The organism is Streptomyces sp. P3 (assembly GCF_003032475.1).
Classification (GTDB): Bacteria; Actinomycetota; Actinomycetes; order Streptomycetales; family Streptomycetaceae; genus Streptomyces.
On record NZ_CP028369.1, the window covers coordinates 5864649 to 5888890 of the forward strand.

The window sequence follows — 24242 nt, forward strand, 5'->3', positions numbered from 1 at the left end:
CCTTCCTTCCGAAAGGCCCCTTCGATGACCGACCTGCTGCGCGCCCCCGCCGAACTCAAGTACGCCGAGGAACTCGACTGGCTGGAGTCGATCGACGACAACCCCAAGCCGTTCTCCTGGCGGCTCTCGCCGAAGATGGTCCGGCTGTTCGTCCTCGGCTCCGAGCGCGCCGACGGCCTCGACCGGGAGATCGCCCAGAAGTGGTTCGGCGACCGCAGCTTCGTCGAGCGCTCCATCGTCACCCTCGCCTCCGACCGCGGCCTGCTGCTCATCGGCGACCCGGGCACCGGGAAGAGCTGGCTGGCCGAACTGCTGTCGGCCGCGATCTCCCGCAACTCCACCCTGGTCGTGCAGGGCACCGCGGGCACCACCGAGGACCACATCAAGTACTCGTGGAACGTCTCCATGGTCATCGCCAAGGGCCAGTCGAGGGAGTCGATGATCCCCTCGCCGATCATGACCGCCATGGAGACCGGAGCCATCGGCCGCTTCGAGGAACTCACCCGCTCCACCAGCGACGTCCAGGACGCTCTGATCTCGATTCTCTCCGAGAAGTACATCTCCGTCCCGGAGCTGGGCAGCGACGGGGACAGCGACAACATCGTGTTCGCCAAGCCGGGCTTCTCCGTCATCGCCACCGCCAACAGCCGCGACCGCGGCGTCAACGACCTCTCCTCGGCGCTCAAGCGCCGCTTCAACTTCGTCCGCATCCCCGTCGTCACCAACAAGAAGAGCGAGGCGGAGATCGTCCGCTTCCGCACCGAGGAACTGCTGCGCCGCCACCGCATCGAGCTGGACGTCCCGCCGACCCTGCTCGACGTGCTGCTGCAGAGCTTCGCCGACCTGCGCGCCTCCTCGGCGGCCGCCGGCAGCGACGACGAGAAGCTGGAGTCCGCCCTGTCCACCGCCGAACAGATCGGCGTCCTCGAGGACGCCGTCCTGCACAGCAACTTCTTCGGCGAGCGCGCCCTCACCGCCCGCACCCTCGCCTCCTCCCTCGTCGGTTCGCTGGCCCGGCGCGCACCCGAGGACCTCGCCATCCTCAACAAGTACCTGCACGGCGTCGTCGAACCGCGCAGCAAGGAGCAGGGCGGCTCCTGGCCGGAGTTCCTCGAGGGCGGCCGCGACGCCATCGCGACCCTGTCATGAGCGGCGCCTTCGACGCGTTGCGCGGTCAACTGCACGAGGCCGCCACGGCGTTCGCCGACGGACCCGGAGCCCTGGAGGGCATCCTGCGGGGCATCGTCGACGACGTCGAGCGCGCCGTGCACGAGCCGCTGGAGATCTTCCCGGTCTGTCACCACTCGCCGGCCTCGGCGATCGCCATGGCGCGCCGGCTGCGCGAGAAGCAGCCGAAGGTCGTCTACCTCGAGCTGTGCGAGGACATGGCACCGCTCCTCACCGAGCTGCGCAACTGCCGGCTGCCGGTGGCGGTGCAGTCGTTCGCCACCGAGATCGAGGGGTTCCCCGCCGACTGGTCGCCGCTGTCGGTGGTCGCACCGGTCACCGAGGCCTCGGCCGAGTACCAGGCCATCGCCTACGCGCTCGACACGCCGGGTGTCGAACTGGTCCTCGTCGACCGCTCATCGGACCACGTCTTCCAGTGGGAGACCGGCTCCGGCTCCGGCGCCGACGCCCTGGCCGAGGGCGGCGCCGACGTGCCCGAGACACCGGAGCAGACCGCCCTGCACGGCGACGCCGTCGGCGTGGAGATCGGCGACCTGCGCCCGCGCTTCGCCGAACTGGAGGAGCACCTGCTGCGGCACGGCCGGGTGCGGCACTGGTCGGAGTGGTGGCACCAGTACGTGGAACTGCCCCTCGGCGACAGCGACCACGACACCTACCGCCAGGTGATGCTGCTCATCGGCAGCCTCTTCCGGCGCCTCGCCCCCGGCGACCCCGGCAAGGTGCGCGTCGACGAGGACCGCGAACGGTACATGTGGACGAGGATGCGCGAGCACCTGGCCGCCACCGGCGCCGACCCCGCCGACTGCCTCTACGTGTGCGGCGCCTTCCACGCGGCCAGCCGCGTCGCGGAGTTCGGCGTGCACGGCAGCGACGGCTTCGTCGTCAGCCCGCCGAGCGGCACCCGATGGCGGCACGGCCTCATCCCCTCCAGCCACGCGGCGATCGAGGCGCAGTTCGGCCTGGCGGCCGGGTCGGTGTCCATCGCCGCGGCGGAGTGGGCGAAGAACGTCCGGCGCACCGGCGTCCGCCCCTACCGCCTGGACGGCCAGGCGGGCACGAAGAAGACCACGAGGCCGAGGAAGGCCCTGCCCGCCGCCGTCCCGGCGCCGGCGGCCCCGCCCGCCGACCGGCTCACCGGCTTCCTCCGGCGACCGCCCGCCCTCGACGCCCTCGACGAGGCCGAACTGCTCGGCTGGTCGGTGGAGATCGTGCGGGCCGCCCGCCGCAACGGCTACCTCGCCTCCACCGCCGACGCCATCGCCGTCTTCGAGACGTCCATCCTGCTCGCCGGGATGCGCGACCGCGCCAAGCCCACCCCGTACGACTTCCAGGACGCGGCGGTCACCTGCATCGAGAAGGACGCCGTGCCCGGCCGGCGGGACGTCGGCCGGCTCGTCGAGATCATGATGGGCGGCGACCGCCTCGGCCAGGTCGGCTACGACGCGCTGCCACCGCTCGCCCGCGACGTGCACGACCGGCTCGCCCCGCTCGCCCTCAGGCTCGAGCAGCGCGGAGTGCAGCGCGCCCTGCTGGACATCGCCTCGCGGCCGGAGCTGGCCCACTGCTCCGACCTGCTGTGGATGCTGCGCCGGCTGCTGCCGCAGGGGGCCGCCCGCCCGATCATGGGCGAACGACGGCTCGGCGAGCGCTCCCTGCAGGAGTCCTGGGACCTGGCGCTGGGCACCCACCAGCGCGCCCTCATCGAACTCGGCTACGAGGGCGTCAGCATCGAGCAGGTCCTCGAACAGCGGCTGCGCCGCGCCGCGTACGCCCCGCAGGCCACCGCGGCCCAGGTCCTCGAGGCCGTCGAGGACGCCACGCTCTACCTGCGCAGCCGCCGTCTGGCCGACGAGCTGGGCACCCGCGCCCTGGAGGTGCTGGCCCACGAGCGCTCCGTCGACGGGGCGCCGGAGGTGCTGCGCCGGGTGCGCCGGCTGCTGGCCTACTACCGCACCGCAGAGCCGGTCCTGCCGCCCTGGATCGAGTCGTTCGTCAAGACGGGCTTCGCGCACTACTGCACCCTGCTGCCGACGGCGTTCACCGACGAGGACGCGACCGTCCGCCAGGTCGCCGCCATGCTGGGCTTCCTGTTCGGCATGGAGAGCCTCGCGCTGTCCCTCGGCTGCGACCGGGCGCAGCTGGAACTGGCCCTCGCCCAGTCCCACCCGGCGGAGCCCGCGCGCACCGCACTGCTGTGGGCGGCGCAGACCCACCTGGGCACACTGCCGAGGGCGCAACTGCGGGCGCGCTGCGACGAGCTGCTCGGCAACCCGCTGGTGGTCCCCGCCTACCCCCGTTACCTCAGCGGGTTCGTGCACGCCCTGGAACCGGTGCCGGGCCTGGCCGACTTCGTCGTCGAGGCCGTGTCGAACGCGTTCGCGCGTCTCCCCGACCGGGTGCTGCTGCCCTGGCTGCCGACGCTGATCACCACGTTGCGCGCCGGGGGAGCCGAGCTGGCGCCGCTGCTGATCCGCGAGGCCGGCCGGGTCTTCCCCGCCCGGCTGCCGGAGCTGGACGCCTGGGTGCCGCCGTGGCGGCTGCCGCAGGAACCGCCCGGCTTGCTGCCGCGGGCCGGCGAGGGGGCCGGAGGCGGCGGCGTGCCGCTCCTGGCCGCCCACCCGGCGACCTGTGACGCCCTGGCGGATCTGCTGGGCTGTGACGGGGCGTGGGAGACCGGGGGGCCCGTCCCGTCCGGAGCGGTCCTCCTCGGGCGCCACCCGGCCACCGCCGCCGCGCTGGAGGCGTTGCTGGCCGTCACCTGAGAGGCAGGGACGACGTCACCAGGCGCCGGATCGAGTCTGCGGCCAACGCCGGGTTGGCGGCGGCATGGTGGACCAGCTCCTCGTCGTCGAGGAGCTGCGTCAGCCGGGGCGGGGGGAGGTTCGGGTGACGGGCGAAGGCGGCCCGTACGGCGGGGTCGGGGTCCCGGGTGAGCCGGTCCACGGTGTGCGCGGCGGTCCGGGGATCGCGGGCGGCCAGTCGGCGGACGGCCGGGTCCGCGTCGTCGGCGTGGACGGCGAGGCCCTCGCTCGGGAAGCCCGGCCGCGTAAGGAGACGCTCGCGTTCGCATCCGGTGTACTCGAGGAAGCAGCGCAGCAGCAGGTCGGCCGGGGGACGGGGGTGGTTCTGGGCCAGCAGCACCCGGACGCCGAGGTCGTCGTCGGCGGCCAGCCGGGCCACCAGGTCCGAAGGCAGCGCACGCTCCTTCGCGGCTTCCCGCCGCAGCAGCGGATGACCGGAGAGCGCGTCCCGGCGGACGGCCGCCGCGTCCCGTGGTGTCGCGGAGCAGTGGTGGAGGCCGAAGTCGCCGTCCTGGGAGACCTGGTAGTCGACGGCGGACCGTTCCCGCTCGCTCCAGGCGGGGTGTACGGAGACGGACAGGCGCACCTGGGGATCGGGGTCCGCGGCGAGGGCGGCGCGTTCGCCGGGGCCGAGGTCGGGGTGCCGGGCGATCGTCCGGCGTACCCCGGGGTCGGGATCCGCGACCAGGGCGCGGCGTTCGGCCGGCCCGAGGTCCCGTCGGTGCGCGATCTCCTTCCGGACCTCGGCATCCGCGTCGCCGGACAGCAGGGCCACGACGTCGGGCGGAAGACCGGGGTTCCTTGCGATCATCTTCCGGTCCTGGGGGCCGGCCGGGGCGGTGAGGACACTGTCCACCACGGCTCTGCTGAGCGCGCGGTGGAGCAGGGCGTCGGTGCGTCCGTGGCAGGAGTGCGCAGGCAGGACGCTCTCCACCCACGCCGGATCCTCCTCCCGCGCGTTGCGCTCGGCTCTCTCCCGCACCTCGTCGTCGGGGTCGGCCAGCAGGGCGGCCCGCGTCCCGGCGGCAAGAGAGTTCCATGGGCCGGTGCCCCAGAGACGGACCTTCGCCACCGGATGCGTGGCCATCGCCCGTCGCAGCCCGGCGGATATCTGCCGGTAGAAGGAGCCGCCGAGGAGTTCGTCCTCGTAGGTGGTGATCATGTGCACGACTGCGTCGTCGGGCAGTGGTGCGACGTCGTCGGGACCGGTCACCCGAGGCCCCTCGGCGAGGTGACCGCGGACGATCCAGTCCGGGTCCGTCAGCAGCCGTGCCCGGGTGCGGGGGCCGACATGGGGGTTGCGGGCGAGGAAGCTGCGCGTGTGGGCGTCGGGATGCCCGACGACGGCGTCCACGACGGCGTCGGGCAGGGTCCGGTCCCGGCACAGCACCATCCGCACCGCGAGCGGCCCGTCCGCCAGCAGCCGCAGCAGCACGTCGACCGGCGTGGACGGGTTGAGCGCGAGTCCGGCCAGCCGCCGGGTCGGCAGGTCGGCCTCGGACCAGATGCTGTCGGGCGTGCGCATGTGGGGTCCCCCCGCAAAGGCATGGGCCCCCTGCGGTGGCAGGGGGCCCATGACCCTAACCGTCCGGCACGACGACGTGCCAGGCGTTTCTCCAGCGGTGCCGCAGTCCGAATCCCTAGCGGTGCCGCAGTCCGACCGTGATGACGCCGGCGACCTTCGTCATGATGCCGGTGTCGTGGACGACCTTCCCGTCCGACGTCTTCCAGATCCTGATGTGGAAGGTGTCCGGGCCGTCGGTCACGGTGACGCGGAAGCGGTAGCCGCTCTTGCCGTTGACCGTACCGGAGCCTTCCAGGACGGCCCGGTTGCCGGTCACCACGAGCCAGTCGAGGTGAGCGGACCGGAACTTGGTGAGAGGCGACCGCAGGTCGAGGGTGACCACGCCGGCCGGGGCCGAGGCTCCCGGCAGATAGCCGGCCGACAGGGAGAACTTCGGCTTGCCGCGGGACGCGGACAGGCCCGCGCCCAGCACCGGGCCGGCGGCCCGGTCGTACACGACCAGCTGGGGCAGGGTCGTGGTGGCCTTGCCGCCGTCGTCGTCGGTGACGGTGACCACCGGGCGGCGCAGACCGGCCGAGGTGTAGGTGTGCTCGGCCCGGCAGACGGACGCCGTGACGGTGCCCTTCGCCGGCCTGCTGCCGTCCTTCCAGTCGATCACGCAGGTGTGCGTGTCACGGGAGCCCGCGTCGGCGAACCGGACGGTGACGACCGCCGGCCGGCCGACCGACACCGGGGACTTGGGGCCGGTGGCGGAGGTGATCGAGGGAGCCGCGTTCGTCACGGTGACCACGGCCGTGTCGGTGCTGCGTCCGGCGGTCAGGGTGAGGGTGAACGTGCCGTCGTCGGTGCAGGTGACCGTCGTGCGGGTGGCCGTCGGCTCGGCGACCGTGCAGGGCGCGCCCTGCTCGACCGTCCACTTCGGGCTGCCCGCCCCGGAGAGCGTGCCGTTCAGGGCGATCCGGTCGCCCTCCACGCCCTTGGCGTCCGGACCGGCGTGCACGACGCCGACCGGGTCGATGCTCGTGAGCGTGGGCACGACCTTCTTGATCAGCCCGTCGGCGTCGAACTCCAGCTTGTCGACGGTGGTCTCGCGGTGCATGCCGTCGCCGCCGGGGATCGCGAACCGGTGGTAGGCGATGTACCAGTCGTCGGTGCCGGGCACGTTCACGACCGAGTGGTGGCCGGTGCCGAGGATGCCCTGTGCGGCGTCCTTCTCCAGGATCACGCCCTGCTTGGTCCAGGGGCCGGTGGGCGAGTCTCCGGTGGCGTAGGCGACCCGGTAGTTCTCGTCCCGGGTGTCGTTCTCCGACCACATGAAGTAGTAGACGCCCTTGCGCTTGACGACGAACGCGCCCTCGTTGTAGCCGCTCGGCGTGATGTCCTCGACCTTCGCGGTGTCGATCGAGGTCATGTCGTCGTTCAGCGGGACGACGTACCCGTGGCCGTTGCCGAAGTACAGATACGACTGGCCGTCTTCGTCGGTGAAGGCCGCCGGGTCGATCATCTGGCCGGGGAACTGGCCCGCCTTCAGCAGCGGCTTGCCGAGGGCGTCCTTGAAGGGGCCGGTGGGGGAGTCGGAGACGGCGACGCCGATGTTGGCGTCGGCGCAGAAGTAGAAGTAGTACTTACCGTTCTTCTCGGCGATGGTGGGCGCCCAGGCCCTGCTGTCGGCCCAGCTCACGTCGGGACCGAGGTCCAGGATGACGCCGTGGTCCGTCCAGTGCACCAGGTCGGTGGAGGAGTAGGCCTTGAACTGCGTGCCGCTCCAGCCCTCGAAGCCGTCGGTCGTCGGGTAGAGGTAGAAGGTGTCGCCGAAGCGGACGATGTTCGGGTCGGCGTTCAGCCCCGGCAGGACCGGGCTCTTCATGATGAGCGCGGACACTGTCCAGGTGCGCTTCTTGCCGTCGGAGCCGGTCACCTCGTAGGTCTGCGGCTTGCTGAAGTCGCGCAGCGTGCCGGAGGCCGGGCTGATGCCCGCGCCGTGCGCCAGGGTGAACTGCGGCGCCAGGGCGGTGACGTCGCTGCCCTCGGCCAGCGGCAGGACGACCGTGCTGTTCTTGTCGTTGATCAGCGCGTCGACCTTGAGCGCCGGGTGGGTCGCCGCGGCGATGCCGGTGGTGTTGCCGGCGAGCTCCAGGACCTCGGCGGGCGTCAGGGCCCGGTTGTAGATCCGGAAGTCGTCGACCTCGCCCGCGAAGTACGGGTCCGGGGAGTACAGGGACTTGCCGATGTAGCCCGAGGCGTCCTTCGCCGCGTCGTACAGCTCGGACGGCTTGACGGTGACACCGTTCACGCGGGCGACTTCGGCGCCGTCCACGTAGAGGACCGCCGTCTGGGTGGCTCCGTCCAGGGTGACGGTGAGGTGCTTCCACTCGCCCGGGGTGAGCTGCGAGCCGCCGATCATCTGCTTCTCACCGGACCAGGTGGCCTTGGTGATCGCGGAGAACAGCTTGCCGCCGCCGTTGGAGGGGGTGGCGAAGAGGTACTTGTTGCTGTCCGGGCCGAGCCCGAACAGCCACTGGAAGTTGCCGCCGCCCTTCCACTTGACGTACGTGGAGACGGTGACGCTGTCGACGTTCTTGAGCACTCCGCCCGGGATCTTCACGTACGGCGAGTCGGAGGTGCTGGAGCCGCCGGACATCTTGAACGAGCCGCCGTCGACGCCGGTTCCGAAGGCGGGCGTACGGACGTAGGTGCCGTGGAAGCCGTGGCCGCTGGAGTCACGGACGATGTTGCCGCCGCTCTCGTCGAAGCCGTAGTGCAGGAGCAGGTCGGCCGGGACGTCCGGGCCCTCGGCGGAGACCGTGACGTCGGCGTGGACCTCGATCGCCGCGTCGCCCGGCAGGTCGCCCTTCACCTTGAAGGAGCCGGCCTGCGCGTACTGCGACGCGTCCACGTCCGCCCAGGTGACGGTGACGGGCCGCTTCGCGCCGTCGGCGTACTCGGCGATCACGGTGGCCGGCAGAACCGGGGCCTCACCGATCCGCGTCTTCACCGACACGTCCTCGACGCCGGTGACGATCTGGTCCGGCTGGTAGGCGCGCAACAGCCGGTCGTACTCGGCCTGGGTGACCGGCAGGACGGTACCGTGGCGCGGCTTCGACGGCAGGTCGTAGCCGGTGGACGGGGTCCAGGCGCCGCCGGCGAGGTCCGTGGTCTCGAAGGGGATGTAGCCGCGGCCGCCGAACTCGTCGAGGAAGGCGTACCACTTCTCCTCGGTGTTGGACTTGAACACCAGCGGCCCCTCGGCCGCGTTCATCGCGCCCTTGCCGATGCCCTCGGCGACCGCGGTCCAGGAGAGGTTCAGCAGCGAGTTGCTCTTCTCCTCGAAGACGAACTTGCTGTTGGGCGTGGAGGAGGTGTTGTTGCGCTCGTCCTTCGACAGGCGGAAGTACGTGCCGTCGTGCTGGATCACCGTGGAGTCGATGACCGAGTAGCCGCGGTCGATCCAGACCTTGGGCTCGCTGAAGGTGTAGAAGTCGCGGGTGGTGGCGTACATCATCCGGTTGTAGGTGTCGCCGGAGTGCGAGGCGTTGTCGTACAGCTTCGACGCCCAGAACACCACGTACTGGCCGAGCTGGGAGTCGTAGTACGCCTCGGGCGCCCAGGTGTTGCCCGCGCTGTCCGGGGAGACCTTCACGAGGCGCTGGTTCGTCCAGTGGACGAGGTCGGTGGACTCCCACACCATGATGGACTTGCTGCCGCTGCGCTGCGAGCGGTCCCAGTCGCCGTTGCCGTAGATCCTGAGGTCGGTGGCGATCTGGTAGAACTTGTCGCCCTCGGGGGAGCGGATGATGAACGGGTCGCGCAGACCCTTCTCGCCGAGCGTGGAGGTCAGGACGGGCTTGCCGTCGTTCAGCTCACGCCACTTCAGCGGGTCGTTGCCCTTGCTGAGCGCCGCGTAGAGCTGTTCGCCGTCCGCGGTGCCCTCGCCGGTGAAGTAGCTGAACATGTAGCCCTTGAGGGCTTCCTTCTCGGGGAGTTCGGGGACCTTCGCGGTGAACGTGCGGGTCGTCTTCGCGTCCCCCTTGGCGACGGTCGCGGTCAGGTCGACCGTGGTGGCGCCGGCGCCGTGCGCGGGACGGTGGACCACACCGTCGGAGGAGACGACGTCCTCGCTCGCGGAGGACCAGGTCACGGTGGTGCCGTAGGCGCCCGTCGCGGGGAGGGTGAGGTTGCCGCGGACGTCGTCCAGGTTGTGGACGGTGAGGGCCTTGGCGGCCTGCTCGGTGGCGGCCTTGTCGTCGAGGTCCGGCAGGACCGTGACGTCGAAGGTCCGGGTGGCGGAGACGGAGCCCTTCTTCAGGGTCGCGGTGAGCGTGGCGTGGCCGTCGGGTTCGCCCGCGGCCGGCCGGGTCACCTTGCCCGCGTCGGACACCACGTCGGTGTTGTCGCTGGACCAGGTGATCGTGGAGCCGCCGGCCGGGCCGGTCTTCGGCAGGGTCAGATCGGCGGTGACGGCGCTCGTGTCGCCCAGGGTCAGGGCGGCCTTGTCGTCCGCGACGCCCTGGGTGGCCACGGGCAGCGAGAGCTGCCCGACCTCGCCGGCGTCCAGTGCGCGGTTGTACACGCGGAAGTCGCGCATGCTGCCCTTGAACAGCCGGTCGCCCGAGTAGACGGACTTGCCGATGGCGTTGGCGGTGGTCGTGCCCGAACCGATCGCGCCGGGGGTGATGGTCACCGACGTGTTGCGGGCGACCTCGACGCCGTCCTCGTACAGCACGCCCGTGGTGCCCGACTGCGTGTAGGTGAGGTGCTTCCACACCGCGCGGGTCAGGTTGTGGGAGTCGGCCGGCTTGGTGTTCTGCTCGGTCGACCAGTTGCCGGTCGCGATCGAGGTGCGCAGGGAGTTGCCCGTGGTGAACAGGTATCCGTTGCCGTTGCCCGCGCTGGTGTTGCCGAAACCGTAGAGGAAGTACGGGGTGGCCTGCGCGGCGTCCATCTTCACGTCCATCGCGACGCTGATCGACGTCATGCCCTTCATCACGTCGTTCGGCACTTTGACGTAGGTGTCCGTGCCGTTGAAGGAGAGGCCCTGGCCGGACGAGGACCAGTCGGCGGTCCCGTTGACCGTGCCGTTCAGTCCGTGGCCGGAGGCGTCGGCGACCGTGGTGCCCGAGGCGCCGTCGAACTTGTACCAGAGGGCCAGGCCCTCGGTGACGTCGGCGGCCTCCGTCGCCTGGACCGGAGTCGTGGCCACGGCCAGGCCCGCGATCAGGGCCACGGCGGTCAGTGCGGCCAGTCGTCCCGCCCCGCGCCCTGCCCGTCCTCGGAGTCTATGTCTGTGCGCCATGGGCGGACCGCCGTTTCAAACGTGTGACGTGATGTTGCTGGAGTGTCAAACGGTGTGCATGGCCGCGTCAAGACTTGCCGAACGATGTCCGACAGGTCGAACAATCTGGGTGGCGTCCAAGGCCTCGCGCGCGGTGCCGACGCGCCAACTCCGGCCGCCCGCCGAGTGTTACCACCGGCGCGGCCCGGCCGGGGAGACGGGGATGATCCGCCGGAGCACGCCGAGCCGGCGGCGGAAGTGCAGGGGTGTGGGGACGGTGTCATGGCCGCCGGTTCCCGGACCGCCTGGAGGGCCGGGCCGCAGTGGTGGCCGCGGCGGGCCGCGATGGCCACGGCCGCCTGAGCCGGCCCTGCGGCATCCCGGGGCAAACACGGTCCAATCGAGCGACACATGTGGTGAGTGGCCCGGCTCACATGGCCAACAAGGTCACCCACCGCCACGATGGGTCCCGTCACCGTCGGCTGAAGGGGTCCAGGATGTTCCGCAAGGTGCTGGTCGCCAACCGCGGCGAGATCGCGATTCGTGCATTCCGCGCCGGCTACGAGCTGGGCGCACGCACGGTCGCCGTCTTCCCGCACGAGGACCGCAACTCGCTGCACCGGCTGAAAGCCGACGAGGCGTACGAGATCGGCGAGCCGGGACACCCGGTGCGCGCCTACCTCTCCGTGGAGGAGGTCGTCGGCGCAGCGCGCCGGGCAGGCGCCGACGCCGTCTACCCGGGCTACGGGTTCCTCTCGGAGAACCCCGAACTCGCCCGCGCCTGCGAGGAGGCGGGCATCACCTTCGTGGGCCCCGACGCCCGCACCCTCGAGCTGACCGGCAACAAGGCGAGCGCGGTGGCCGCGGCGCGCGCCGCGGGCGTCCCCGTGCTCGGCTCGTCCGCACCCTCCAACGACGTCGACGAACTCGTCCGGGCCGCCGAGGAGATCGGCTTCCCGGTGTTCGTGAAGGCGGTCGCCGGCGGCGGCGGACGCGGCATGCGCCGGGTGGAGAACCCGGCCGCCCTGCGCGAGTCCATCGAGGCGGCGTCCCGCGAGGCGGCCTCCGCGTTCGGCGACCCCACCGTCTTCCTGGAGAAGGCCGTCGTCGACCCCCGCCACATCGAGGTGCAGATCCTCGCCGACGGCGAGGGCAACGTCATCCACCTCTTCGAGCGCGACTGCTCCCTCCAGCGCCGCCACCAGAAGGTCATCGAGATGGCCCCCGCGCCGAATCTCGCCCCGGAGCTGCGCGACCGGATCTGCGCCGACGCGGTCCGCTTCGCCCGGCAGATCGGCTACCGCAACGCCGGCACCGTCGAGTTCCTCCTCGACCCCGCCGGCAACCACGTCTTCATCGAGATGAACCCCCGCATCCAGGTCGAGCACACGGTGACCGAGGAGGTCACCGACGTCGACCTGGTCCAGGCCCAGCTGCGCATCGCCGCCGGCGAGACCCTCGCCGACCTCGGCCTGTCACAGGAGACCGTCACCCTGCACGGCGCGGCCCTGCAGTGCCGTATCACCACCGAGGATCCCGCCAACGGCTTCCGCCCCGACACCGGCCGCATCAGCGCCTACCGCTCGCCGGGCGGCTCCGGCATCCGCCTCGACGGCGGCACCACCCACGCGGGCACCGAGATCAGCGCGCACTTCGACTCCATGCTGGTCAAGCTCACCTGCCGCGGACGGGACTTCCCGACCGCGATCGGACGCGCCCGGCGCGCCGTCGCCGAGTTCCGCATCCGCGGCGTCGCCACCAACATCCCGTTCCTGCAGGCCGTCCTGGACGACGCCGACTTCCAGGCCGGACGCGTCACCACGTCCTTCATCGAACAGCGTCCACACCTGCTCACCGCGCGCCACTCGGCCGACCGCGGCACCAAACTGCTGACCTACCTCGCCGACGTCACCGTGAACAAGCCGCACGGTGAGCGGCCCGACCTGATCGACCCGGTCGCCAAGCTGCCGGCGACGCCCGACGGTGAGCCGCCCGCGGGCTCCCGCCAACGGCTGGTCCACCTCGGCCCCGAGGGCTTCGCCCGCTGGCTGCGCGAGTCGCCGACCATCGGCGTCACCGACACCACCTTCCGCGACGCCCACCAGTCCCTGCTGGCCACCCGGGTGCGCACCAAGGACCTCCTCGCCTCCGCCCCGCTGGTCGCCCGCACCCTGCCGAACCTGCTCTCCCTGGAGTGCTGGGGCGGCGCCACCTACGACGTCGCGCTGCGCTTCCTCGCCGAGGACCCCTGGGAGCGGCTGGCGGCCCTGCGCGAGGCCGTCCCGAACATCTGCCTCCAGATGCTGCTGCGCGGCCGCAACACCGTCGGCTACACCCCGTACCCGACGGAGGTCACCGACGCGTTCGTGCAGGAGGCCGCCGCCACCGGCATCGACGTCTTCCGCATCTTCGACGCCCTCAACGACGTCGGCCAGATGCGGCCCGCCATCGACGCCGTACGGGAGACGGGCACGGCGGTCGCCGAGGTCGCCCTGTGCTACACCTCGGACCTGTCCGACCCGAACGAGCGCCTGTACACCCTCGACTACTACCTCCGTCTCGCCGAGCAGATCGTCGAGGCCGGCGCCCATGTCCTGGCCGTCAAGGACATGGCCGGCCTGCTGCGCGCCCCGGCCGCCGCCAAGCTCGTCTCGGCGCTGCGCCGCGAGTTCGACCTGCCGGTGCACCTGCACACCCACGACACCGCGGGCGGCCAGCTCGCCACCTACCTGGCCGCGATCCAGGCCGGCGCGGACGCCGTGGACGGCGCCGTCGCCTCCATGGCGGGCACCACCTCGCAGCCCTCGCTGTCGGCGATCGTCGCCGCGACCGACCACTCCGAGCGGCCCACCGGCCTCGACCTCCAGGCCGTCGGCGACCTCGAGCCGTACTGGGAGGGTGTCCGCAGGATCTACGCACCCTTCGAGGCCGGCCTCGCCTCCCCGACGGGGCGCGTCTACCACCACGAGATCCCCGGCGGTCAGCTCTCCAACCTGCGCACCCAGGCCGTCGCGCTCGGCCTCGGCGACCGCTTCGAGGACATCGAGGCGATGTACGCCGCCGCCGACCGCATTCTCGGCCACCTGGTCAAGGTCACCCCCTCGTCCAAGGTCGTCGGCGACCTCGCCCTGCATCTGGTCGGTGCCGGTGTCTCCCCGCAGGACTTCGAGGCCACGCCCGACCGGTACGACATCCCCGACTCCGTCATCGGCTTCCTGCGGGGCGAGCTCGGCACGCCGCCCGGCGGCTGGCCCGAGCCGTTCCGCAGCAAGGCCCTGCAGGGCCGCGGCGAGGCCAAGCCGGTCCAGGAGCTGAGCGCCGAGGACCGCGAAGGCCTGGAGAAGACCCGCCGCGCCACCCTCAACCGGCTGCTCTTCCCCGGCCCGACGCGTGATTTCGAGACCCACCGGCAGGCCTACGGCGACACCAGCGTCCTCGACAGCAAGGACTTCTTCTACGGTCTGCGCCAGGCCAAGGAGTACGCGGTCGACCTCGAGCCGGGCGTGCGTCTGCTGATCGAGCTGCAGGCCGTCGGCGAGGCCGACGAACGCGGTATGCGCACCGTCATGTCCACCCTGAACGGCCAGCTGCGGCCCATCCAGGTCCGCGACAAGGCGGCGGCCTCCGACGTCCCCGTGACCGAGAAGGCCGACCGCACCGACCCCGGGCACGTCGCCGCCCCGTTCGCGGGCGTGGTCACCCTGGCGGTCGCCGAGGGCGACGAGGTGGAGGCGGGCGCGACCGTCGCCACCATCGAGGCGATGAAGATGGAGGCCACGATCACCGCGCCGAAGGCAGGCCGGGTGAGCAGGCTCGCCATCAACCGCATCCAGCAGGTGGAGGGCGGCGACCTGCTCGTGGTCGTCGGCTGACGGGGCCGTCGCCGGCGCTCACCCACCGGCGACCGCGTACCGCCTCGCCGTCCGGTGCGGCGGCCTCGCGGTCACCGCAGGACGACCTCCCAGGTGTCCACGGCGTAGTGCAGGGTCATGCCGTGGCGGGCGTACAGTGCGGGCGCGCCGGTCGCGTTGGAGGTGTCCACGCCCAGCCCCACGGTGTCCCGCCCCCGGGCGGCGAACGCCGCGAACGCGTGCCGCAGCAGCAGCCCGGCGAGACCGCGCCCCCGGGCCTCGCGCAGGACGCCGAGGGCCGGGATCCACCCCATGGCCGCACGGTCGTCACGGGCCATCAGGAACCCGCAGTCCCCGGCGTCGTCGGTGGCGGCGATCCACACGAGGGACCAGTCGAGCCCGGCGGCGTCCAGGTCGTGCAGCCACCGCTCGTAGCGCCGCGGCTGGAAGTCGAAGTGCTCGGCGAACGCGGCCTGGAACAGCTCGTGGACGCGCCGCCGGTCCGCCTCCTCGGCACAGGGCCGCAGCCGCACCCCGTCGGGCAGCCGTGGTGGCCGGTCGGCGGCCCGGTCCAGGCCCCGGCGCAGCACGTGATGGCGCCGTACCGCGGACCACCCCCGCTCCCGCAGCAGCGAGACGTCCGTCGTGGGCCGTGCGTTGAGGTTCAGGTGCACCACGGCCCGCTCCGCGCCGTTCTCCCGGGCCTTCTCCAGCGCCCGTGCCTCCATCGCGGCCAGGACGAGCAGACCCTCCTCCTGTCGGTCGGGCAGGACGTAGTGGTCGATATCCACCCGCTCGCCGCCCGACTCGTCCCACAACAGGCCGTAGACCACCGGCCGGTCCCCGTCGAAGGCGAGCCAGGAGTCGCGTCGAAGATCGACGTCGGGATGCCTCAGGTCCGCCTCGACGGAGTGCACGTCCGTCTCGGGGCGGCCGATCTCGACGAGGTCGATCTCGTTGAGGAGCCCGGCGACCGCCGGAGCGTCGGCGAGGGCGGCGGGGCGCAGGAGGGAGAACATGCCTCCCAGGGTCCAAGCGACCGGAGCGGGGCCGCAACACGATTTCCCGAGGCGCAGGTGCGGCCATGAGCCCTGCATGCGCCCCCGCGAGTCCGGGCAGAATCCGTTCTGCCATTTGATCACGCCGGGGACGACGCGCGGTCGCCCCACGAACTCCACGGGAAGGCGGGTCGGTTGTCGTGCAGTTGCGTCTTCCCTCCTCCATATCCGAAGCACAGCGGTGTCTCGCCGAGGGCGCGGTGCCCGTCGGCGGCGCCACCCTGGTGTGGGCGGGATGGCAGCGGGACGGCTTTCCCGAGCAGGCCGTGTCGCTGCGCAGGCTGCCCGAGGCCAACGCGGTCGGACCCGAGGAACTCGGCGGGGCCGTCCTGCTGCACCGCGTCGACGCGACCGTGCCCGAGGTGCTGCACCGGGCGGCCGGCGGAGTGGGCACGGGCGCCGTACGCCGGGCGGCCACGGTCGGCGGCAACATCGTCGGCAGCACCCTGCGTTGTCTGCTTCCCGCCGCCCTCGTACTCGACGCCCGGGCCACGGTCCTGACCGCCGACGGCGTCTACGAGACCGACCTGGCCGAACTGCTGGCCAAACGCCTCGTGCTGCTCGCCCTGCGCTGGCGCACACCGCTGGTCAGCGGCTACCGCAAGCTGGAGGGCGAGGCGGGCGGCGCGCCGCCCCTGGTCGTCGCCGCCGCGCTGCACCGCGGGGACGACGGCCGTGCCCACCTGCGGGTGGCCGTCCGCGACGGCTACGACGTGCTCAGCGGGAGCGCCCCGTACGAGCCCGGCACCGGCGCAGAGGAGATGCTGCGCGCCCTGGAGGGCACGGAGCTCGGTGAGTTGCCCGCCGGCGCCCGGGACGCCGTGCACGCCCAGGTCGTCGAGGTGCTCGCCCGCACCGCCGGCTGAGGAGCGGGCGGCGCGCGCGAGACCGGTGCCGCCGGGGCGGAGCTCAGAGCCGTCGGCCGGGACGCACGCCCGCCGCCGGACCGTTCGCGGGTCCGTCCGTCTGCCGCGCGCCCGTCCGCCCCCGTCCGTCTGCCGCGCGCCCGTCGGAGAGGCGGAACGGGGCGGGCGGCCGCGTGGCGTGGCGGCCCGGGCACCGGACCCCCGCGCCCCCGAACCGGCCTCGAACCCGGCCCCCGGGAGAGGCGATGTCAGTGGCTGTTGGTAGAACTGCGGACACATCACGGATCGCACACCATTTCCCCTCGGGAGCAGCCGTATGACCATCGGTGAACACCTCAAGGCGCTCCACGGGCTGCCCGCCTACACGTTTCCCGGCGCCGAGCACCAGCCGCGGCCGGTCGAGCCGGACGCCGTGGCCTGGCGCGTCACCAGCGACGTCTACGACGCCGACGAGAAGTGGACGGACGCGTTCGCCCGCTTCTGCGCGGCCGTCGACACCACGCGCGTGAAGGCACTGATCGTCGGAGCGTGGGAGGAGGCCTACGAGGACGACCCGGCCCCCGTCGTCGAGGCGCTGACCGCGGCCCGGGACAGGTTCCCGGCCCTGCGCGCGCTGTTCTTCGGCGACATGGTGATGGAGGAGTGCGAGATCTCCTGGATCAACCAGACCGACGTCACCCCGCTCCTGACGGCGTTCCCGGCGCTGGAGGAGTTCGGGGTGCGCGGCGGGTCCGGGCTGCGTTTCCCCGCCCTGAGTCACGGCGCACTGCGCCGGCTGGTCATCGAGACGGGCGGACTGCCCGCCGAGGTCGTGCGCGGAGTGGCCGGCAGCGACCTGCCCGCGCTGGAGCACCTGGACCTGTGGCTCGGCACGCCCGAATACGGCGGCGACAGCGAGGCGGCCGACCTCGAGCCGATCCTGTCCGGCGCCCGGCTGCCCAGCCTGCGGCACCTGGCCCTGCGTAACAGCGAGATGCAGGACGCGGTGGCCGTCGCGGTCGCGGCGGCCCCGGTGGTGGCCCGGCTGGAGGTGCTGGACCTCTCCATGGGCGTGCTGACGGACGAGGGCGCGACCGCCCTGCTCGGCGGACAGCCGCTCACCCATCTCAAGAAGCTGGACCTGCACCACCACTACCTCGGCGAGCCGCTCCAGGAGCGCGTCCGGCAGACCCTGGAGGCCGCGGGCGTCGAGGTGGACCTCGACCGCGGCGACGCCGAGGAGGACGCGGACGGCGACGGCACGGTGTGGCGTTACGTCGCCGTCGGGGAGTGAGCGACGAAACCATGGACCGCACGCCTGCGCCGGTGAGTGATCCCGTGCCGCGACTCGCGGTGGTCGCCAACCCCGAGAACCGCCGGGTCGCCCTCTTCGAGGAGGCCGTGCGGACGGCCGGGCTGCCCGCCCCGCGGGTCGTCCCCTGGGCGGACGTCCTGCGCGCCCGGGGGGCCGACTTCGCCGTCGACGAGATCGTCCGGATCGACTCGCCGGGGGAGAACCGCGAGGTCGACCGGATGCTGCGGGGCGCCCAGGACCCCACCCGGGTCGAGGGTTCGGCCCGCTGGTACGCCGGATTCCTCGCCGCCGTGCGCAGCCTGCGCGGCGGCGTCCGCCTCACCGACCCGGACGACCTGGCCGTGCTGTTCGACAAACGGCTCTGCCACGGCGTCCTGCGCGCTGCGGGCGTCCCGGTGCCCGCCTCGCCCACCTCGGGTCCGGACGGCCTGCCGGTGCGCGGCTGGGACGACGTGCGCGCCGCGATGCGCGAGCACCGGATGCCCCGGCTCTTCGTGAAGCCGGCGCACGGGTCGTCCGCGTCGGGGGTCCTCGCCGTCGAAGCGGGCGGCGGCGGCCGGATCAGGGCCACCACCTCCGTCGAACTGACCGTCGGCGGCGGCCTGTACAACTCCCTGCGGGTGCGCCGCTACGAACGCGAGCGGGACGTCGCGGCCGTCGTCGACGCGCTCGCCCCGGACGGACTGCACCTGGAGCGATGGCTGCCGAAGGCCTCCCAGAGCGGCCGGGCCGCCGACCTCCGGGTCGTGGTGGTGGCCGGCCGCGCCACCCACGCCGTCGTCCGCACCAGCCGCTCGCCCCTGACCAACCTGCACCTCGGGGGCCGCCGCGGTGATCTGGACACCGCCCGCGAGGCCGTCGAGGCCGCGGGCGCCCGCTGGGCAGACGTCCTCGGCGTGTGCGAGCAGGCCGCGGCCTGCTTCCCGCGCACCCTGTGCGTCGGCGTCGACCTGCTGCCCGCCGTCGGCTGGCGCAGGGCCGCGATCGGCGAGGTCAACGCCTTCGGCGACCTGTTGCCCGGGCTCACCGGTCTGCCCGGCGGCGGGGCGGAGGGCCGGGACACGTACGCGGCCCAGGTGGCGGCCGTGTCGCGCGGTCGCCTCCCGCACGGAACAGGAACACCGCATGCCTGAGCCCGACATGAACGACGTCGTCGGCAGCCACGACATCCTCCTGGTCACCCTGGACACCCTGCGGTACGACGTGGCCGCCGAGCTGGCGGAGGCGGGCCGTATCCCGCACCTCGCGCGCCACCTCCCGGACGGCCGCTGGGAGCGCCGGCACGCCCCGGGCAGCTTCACCTACGCCTCCCACCAGGCCGTCTTCGCCGGATTCCTGCCCACTCCGGCAGCCCCGGGACCGCATCCGCGCCTGTTCGCGGCGAGTTTCGCCGGCAGCGAGACCACCGCCGGCGGCACTTTCGTCTACGACACGCCCGATCTGGTCTCCGGTCTCGCGAAGGCGGGCTACCACACCGTCTGCGTGGGGGGCGTGGGCTTCTTCAACAAGCAGGGTCCGCTGGGCTCGGTACTGCCCGGTCTGTTCCACGAGTCCCACTGGGCACCGGAGTTCGGCGTCACCTCGCCGGAGTCCTTCGAGAACCAGATCGCCCGCGCCGAGCAGACGCTCCGCGAACTCCCGCCCGAAAAAAGGCTGTTCCTCTTCGTGAACGTCTCCGCGCTGCATCAGCCGAACTGGTTCCACCTGCCCGGTGCGACCCGCGCGGCAGGCGACAGCCGTGAGACGCACGCCGCCGCGCTGGAGTACGTGGACCGGCACATCCCGCGGCTGTTCACCGCCGCGAGCAGCAGACGCCGCTGCTTCGCGATCGTCTGCTCCGACCACGGCACCGCCTACGGCGACGACGGCTACACCGGTCACCGCCTGGGCCACGAGTCCGTGTGGACGGTGCCGTACGCCCACTTCTTCCTCGACCCCTCACCCGCGGACCCCGTACCCCTCGACCCCGCACCCCGTGATCCCGCAGCCCGTCCGACGGAGACCGCCCGATGAGCACCACCGAGCCGGTCACCCGCACCAGCCCGTACCAGCACTACGTCTACGCCTACCCGCACAAGACGGCCTACCGGCCGCTTCCCGACCGACCCCTCCTCGCGGAGCTCTGGGCGAGTGAACCCAAGGACGCCCTCTCCCTCTATCTGCACATCCCGTTCTGCGAGGTCCGCTGCGGGTTCTGCAACCTCTTCACCCGCATCGGCGCCCCCGACGGCCTCACGGGCGCCTATCTGGACGCGCTGGAGCGGCAGGCCGCCGCCGTGCGCGGCGCACTGGGGGAGGGGGCCCGGTTCGCCACGGCCGCCTTCGGCGGCGGCACGCCCACCTTCCTCACCGCCGCCGAGATGGAGCGCCTGTGCGACATCGCCGAGCACCGCATGGGCGCCGACCTGCGCGCCGTCCCGCTCTCCGTCGAGGCCTCGCCCGCGACGGCCACCGCCGACCGGCTCGCCGTCCTCGCCGACCGCGGCGCCACCCGGCTCAGCCTGGGCGTGCAGAGCTTCGTCGACGGGGAGGCCCGGGCCGCCGTACGCCCGCAGCGCCGCGCCGACGTGGAGGCGGCGCTCGGGCGCGTGCGCGAGGCCCGCATCCCGGTCCTCAACATCGACCTGATCTACGGCATCGACGGCCAGACCGAGCAGAGCTGGCTGCACTCGCTGGACGCGGCGCTCGCCTGGCGGCCAGAGGAGCTCTACCTCTATCCCCTCTACGTGCGCCCGCTGACCGGTCTCGGCCGGCGCCACCCGGCCGGCGGCCCGAGGGCCGGCTTTGATGCGGCCTGGGACGAGCAGCGCCTGACCCTGTACCGGGCGGGGCGCGACCACCTCCTCGCGCACGGCTACACCCAGCAGTCCATGCGCATGTTCCGCCGCGCCGACGCCCCGCCGCAGGGTGCCGACGACTACGCCTGCCAGACCGACGGCATGATCGGCCTCGGCTGCGGCGCCCGCTCCTACACGTCGGGGCTGCACTACTCCTTCGACTACGCCGTGGACATGCACCAGATCCGGGGCATCATCGACGACTACGTCGCCGGCGACGCGGCCGGCTTCGCCCGCGCCCAGGTCGGCCACCGGATGAGCCCGGCGGAGGCGCGTCGCCGGTACCTCCTGCAGTCGCTCCTCCAGGCCGACGGGCTGCGCCTGGACGACTACCGGGACCGCTTCGGCGGCGCCCCCGCCGACGACTTCGGCCCCGAGCTCGAGCGGTTCGCCGACCGGGGCTGGCTGACCGACGCCGATCCGACCGCCCTGCGACTCACCCCCGAGGGCCTCGCCCACTCCGACGCCGTCGGCCCCGAGCTCTTCTCCCCGGCCGTGCGGACCGCCATGGCCGCCTACGAGCGGAAGTGACCCGGCCGTCATGGATCTGACCCTGCTCTACCGGGGCCCGCTCGCCTCCTGCGACTACGACTGCCCCTACTGCCCGTTCGCCAAGCGCCGGGACTCCACCGCCGAGCTGCGGGCCGACCGCGCCGCCCTGGAGCGGTTCGCCGCGTGGGCGGCGGAGCGCACCGACGACCGGCTCTCCCTCCTGTTCACCCCCTGGGGCGAGGGCCTGGTCCGTTCCTGGTACCGGCGCGCCCTCGCCGACCTCTCCCGCCTGCCGCACATCCGCCGGGTCGCGATCCAGACGAATCTCAGCTGCCGCACCGACTGGCTGGCCGAGGCCGACACGGACACCCTGGCGCTGTGGTGCACCTACCACCCGGGCCAGACGCCCTACGACCGTTTCCTCGCCAAGTGCCGTGACCTGGCCGACCGGGGTGTCCGCTTCAGCGTCGGCGTGGTCGGTCTGCCCGGACACCGGGAAGCGGCCCGCCGGCTGCGCGCCGACCTGCCCGCCCACGTCTACCTGTGGATCAACGCGGCCGAGGGGCACACCTACACGGACGCCGAGGCCGACGACTGGACCTCGCTCGACCCGCTCTTCCCGTACAGCCGCCACCCGCACACCAGCGCCGGCCTGCCCTGCCGCACGGGGGAGTCGGTGATCTCGGTCGACGGGGAGGGCACCGTGCGGCGCTGCCACTTCGTCCGCGCCGAACTGGGCAACCTCTACGACGGCTCCTATCGCGCCGCCCTGCGCCCGCGGGCGTGTCCGCTCGCCGTCTGCGACTGCCACATCGGCTACGTCCACCTGGAGACGCTGCCGCTGTACGACGTCTTCGCCGGCGGCGTCCTGGAGCGCATTCCGGCGGCCGCTCCCGCGCGGCACCCGGCCCCGCCACGGCACCCGGTCCCCGCACAGCACCCCGCCCGCGTCACGAGGATCGCGACGCGGGCGGGGACGACGGACTGACGGGTGTGCGGATGCGCAGGTGTTACGGCGTCACGTCCGTGACCCTCCAGCGCTGGTTGGAACCGGAGTTGGCCAGCCAGGTGGTGACGGCCGCGCCCTCGTTGGTCGCCTGGCCGCCGACCTCGAGGAGACGTCCGGTCGCCACGTTGACCAGGGTCCACGTGCTGTCACCGGTGGTCGACATGATCCACTCGGTGGCGGGGTCCCGCTCGCCCGTGTCGGGCTCGACCACCGGCACGTTGTCGCGGACGGCGAGGCGCTTGCCCTCGGCCGGGTTGGCGAAGACGTACCGCTGGCGTGCGCCCTTCTCGCCGTGCCGTGCGTCGAGCTGCCACCGCTGCGCGGTGCTGCCGTTGGCCGAGCCGATCACCAGGCTCCTGCCGTCGGCCGCGACGGTCACCGCCTTGCCGCTCTGCACGCCGGTCAGCGTGTAGGAGTGGCCCTTGCTGAACAGGCCCGCGTTCTTCGCGACGCCCGAGACGCCCTTGACGGCGAAAGAGGTCACCGACTGTGCCGGGACGGTGTAGGTGGCCTTGCCGTCGACGACCTTGACCGGGGCCTGCTGCTTCAGCTTGCCGTCGGCGCTGGTCACGGTCGGTGTGACGGTGGCGTTGCGCTTGACGGTGCGGAACTTCGACAGGTCGATGGTGACCGTGCGGGCCGCGGTGGTGGAGTTGACGTGGACGAGGGAGACGCCCTTGCCGCCCTTCGTCACGGCGGCGGCGCTGGAGGTGTCGTCCACCTTGATGAGCTTGTCGCCGGGCTTGATGAAGTGCGTGAAGTTGCGGGCCGTGTCGAACTTGGTGTTCGTGTAGATCGGGCACGACTTCAGGGTGTCCGACTTCGTGCAGCTGAACGGGAGCTGGATCTCGCCCCAGTTGCCGCCCTTGGCGGACTCGCCGCCCGGCTTCATGTTGTCGTAGTCCTCGACCGGCTGCCAGAACACCCAGGCGCTGGGCTCCAGTTCACGCAGGTCGTTCACCATCTGCTGGGCGAGCCCGAGGCCCGGACGCATGTCGGTGAAGCTCTGCCCGTCGCCCCAGTCGCCCTCCACCTCGCTCATCCACAGCGGCTTGTCGGCGGCCTTGGCGAGGTCGCGGACGGTGGTGCGCTGGCCGGTGCCGTAGGTGTGGACGTTCATCTGGTCCACGAGATCCCTGGAGGCCTGCGAGTAGGAGTTCCAGTTCGTCGCGAAGATGGACGGGTTGGTCTCGTCCATCGCCGATATCTTCGCCTTGGTCTTCGCCTTCTTCAGCGCGGGCGCCAGCGCGGCGAGCACCTTCTGCTGGAGCGCGGGACCGATGTGGGCGCCCTCCTGTCGGCCGCCGACCGGTTGGCCGCCGGCGTCGAGCCGGGTGCCCCAGTAGCCGGTGTTGGGCTCGTTGAACGGGTCGACGGTGTCGACCTTGATGCCCTCGGCCTTCTCCAGCCGCTTGGTCGCGCCCGCGATGTAGGCGGCGAAGTCGTCGACCGAGTCGGCCTTCAGCTGGTCGGTGTTGGAGTTGAACCCGCCCGAGACGTAGCCGCTCTCCGTCATGAACCACGGCGGGGAGTTGCTGAAGGTCTCCCAGTGGGTGATGTCCTTCTTGATGCGGTCGACCCACCAGCGCTGGGTGGCGTCGGCGTTCTTGTTCCAGTCCGCCGGGTCGTCCGCGCTCCACCAGTCGGTGTCCTCGCGGGTGGTGCCCGCGGGCGCCTTCCACCAGCCCTCGACGGCGCCGCCCGCGCGCAGGTAGTCCTTCACGTCCGGCGCGTTGCCGCCGCCGATGTTGTAGCGGGCGATGTTCAGCGCGAGGCCGTCGTCGCCGAAGAGCAGTTCGGCGAGCTTCTCGCGGACCGCCGGCGGGTAGTCGCCGGTGGCGTTCGCGAACCAGACCAGGCTGGTGCCCCAGCCCTCGAACTTCTCCTGCCGGTACGACGGGTCCGGCGTCACGGTGACGGCGGCCTCGGCGTGTGCCTGTACGGGGACGCTGAGAAGCGCGGCCCCGGTGGCCAGGGCGGTGAGTGCGGCGGCCCCGAGGGTCCGTCTGCTGCGGTTGCGGCGTGCCATCTGTGCTCCCAACTGCGGTG

General features: G+C 72.3%; 13 protein-coding genes. 9 read left to right on the forward strand and 4 right to left on the reverse strand.

Going from position 1 to position 24242, the window contains the following annotated elements:
* Positions 1-24: 24 nt before the first annotated feature.
* Positions 25-1149, forward strand: a complete 1125-nt coding sequence (locus C6376_RS25990) for an AAA family ATPase (protein WP_107445646.1) — start codon at positions 25-27, stop codon at positions 1147-1149.
* The gene (locus C6376_RS25995) at positions 1146-3950 is read left to right on the forward strand and encodes a DUF5682 family protein (protein ID WP_107445647.1); all 2805 of its coding nucleotides are present in this window, start codon (positions 1146-1148) and stop codon (positions 3948-3950) included. The genes C6376_RS25990 and C6376_RS25995 overlap by 4 nt, the downstream gene beginning before the upstream one ends.
* On the opposite strand, the gene C6376_RS26000 is transcribed toward C6376_RS25995, so the two are convergent.
* On the reverse strand, positions 3943-5514 hold the full coding sequence (locus C6376_RS26000) for a hypothetical protein (RefSeq protein WP_107445648.1): 1572 nt from the start codon (positions 5512-5514) through the stop codon (positions 3943-3945). The genes C6376_RS25995 and C6376_RS26000 overlap by 8 nt on opposite strands.
* 115 nt (positions 5515-5629) lie before the next feature.
* Complete coding sequence (locus C6376_RS26005) at positions 5630-10807, reverse strand: family 43 glycosylhydrolase (protein WP_107445649.1); 5178 nt, start codon at positions 10805-10807, stop codon at positions 5630-5632.
* A gap of 476 nt (positions 10808-11283) precedes the next feature.
* On the opposite strand from C6376_RS26005, the gene C6376_RS26010 reads away from it, so the two are divergent.
* The gene (locus tag C6376_RS26010; RefSeq protein ID WP_107449190.1) at positions 11284-14658 is read left to right on the forward strand and encodes a pyruvate carboxylase; all 3375 of its coding nucleotides are present in this window, start codon (positions 11284-11286) and stop codon (positions 14656-14658) included.
* Between the two features lie 71 nt (positions 14659-14729).
* Here the strand turns inward: C6376_RS26010 and C6376_RS26015 are convergent, their stop codons facing one another.
* Positions 14730-15656 carry a GNAT family N-acetyltransferase gene (locus C6376_RS26015; protein ID WP_107445650.1) on the reverse strand — a complete coding sequence of 309 codons (927 nt, stop codon included), beginning with the start codon at positions 15654-15656 and terminating at the stop codon, positions 14730-14732.
* Positions 15657-15835: 179 nt separating this feature from the next.
* Here C6376_RS26015 and C6376_RS26020 point away from each other — a divergent pair, with 179 nt between their 5' ends.
* From C6376_RS26020 to C6376_RS26045, 6 genes are all read left to right on the forward strand, one after another.
* On the forward strand, positions 15836-16561 hold the full coding sequence (locus C6376_RS26020; protein ID WP_107445651.1) for an FAD binding domain-containing protein: 726 nt from the start codon (positions 15836-15838) through the stop codon (positions 16559-16561).
* Positions 16562-16877: 316 nt separating this feature from the next.
* Positions 16878-17834, forward strand: coding sequence for an STM4015 family protein (locus C6376_RS26025; protein ID WP_107445652.1), 957 nt, complete (start codon positions 16878-16880; stop codon positions 17832-17834).
* A gap of 11 nt (positions 17835-17845) precedes the next feature.
* A complete protein-coding gene (locus tag C6376_RS26030) occupies positions 17846-18988 on the forward strand; it encodes an STM4014 family protein (RefSeq protein WP_107445653.1) in 1143 nt (380 codons plus the stop codon).
* Positions 18989-18995: 7 nt separating this feature from the next.
* Positions 18996-19868, forward strand: a complete 873-nt coding sequence (locus tag C6376_RS26035) for an STM4013/SEN3800 family hydrolase (RefSeq protein WP_107449191.1) — start codon at positions 18996-18998, stop codon at positions 19866-19868.
* Complete coding sequence (locus C6376_RS26040) at positions 19865-21223, forward strand: STM4012 family radical SAM protein (RefSeq protein ID WP_107445654.1); 1359 nt, start codon at positions 19865-19867, stop codon at positions 21221-21223. The genes C6376_RS26035 and C6376_RS26040 overlap by 4 nt, the downstream gene beginning before the upstream one ends.
* Positions 21224-21233: 10 nt before the next feature.
* Complete coding sequence (locus C6376_RS26045; protein WP_107445655.1) at positions 21234-22172, forward strand: STM4011 family radical SAM protein; 939 nt, start codon at positions 21234-21236, stop codon at positions 22170-22172.
* 22 nt (positions 22173-22194) lie between these two features.
* Here C6376_RS26045 and C6376_RS26050 read toward each other — a convergent pair whose 3' ends face one another.
* On the reverse strand, positions 22195-24222 hold the full coding sequence (locus tag C6376_RS26050; RefSeq protein ID WP_107445656.1) for a glycoside hydrolase: 2028 nt from the start codon (positions 24220-24222) through the stop codon (positions 22195-22197).
* Positions 24223-24242: the final 20 nt, after the last annotated feature.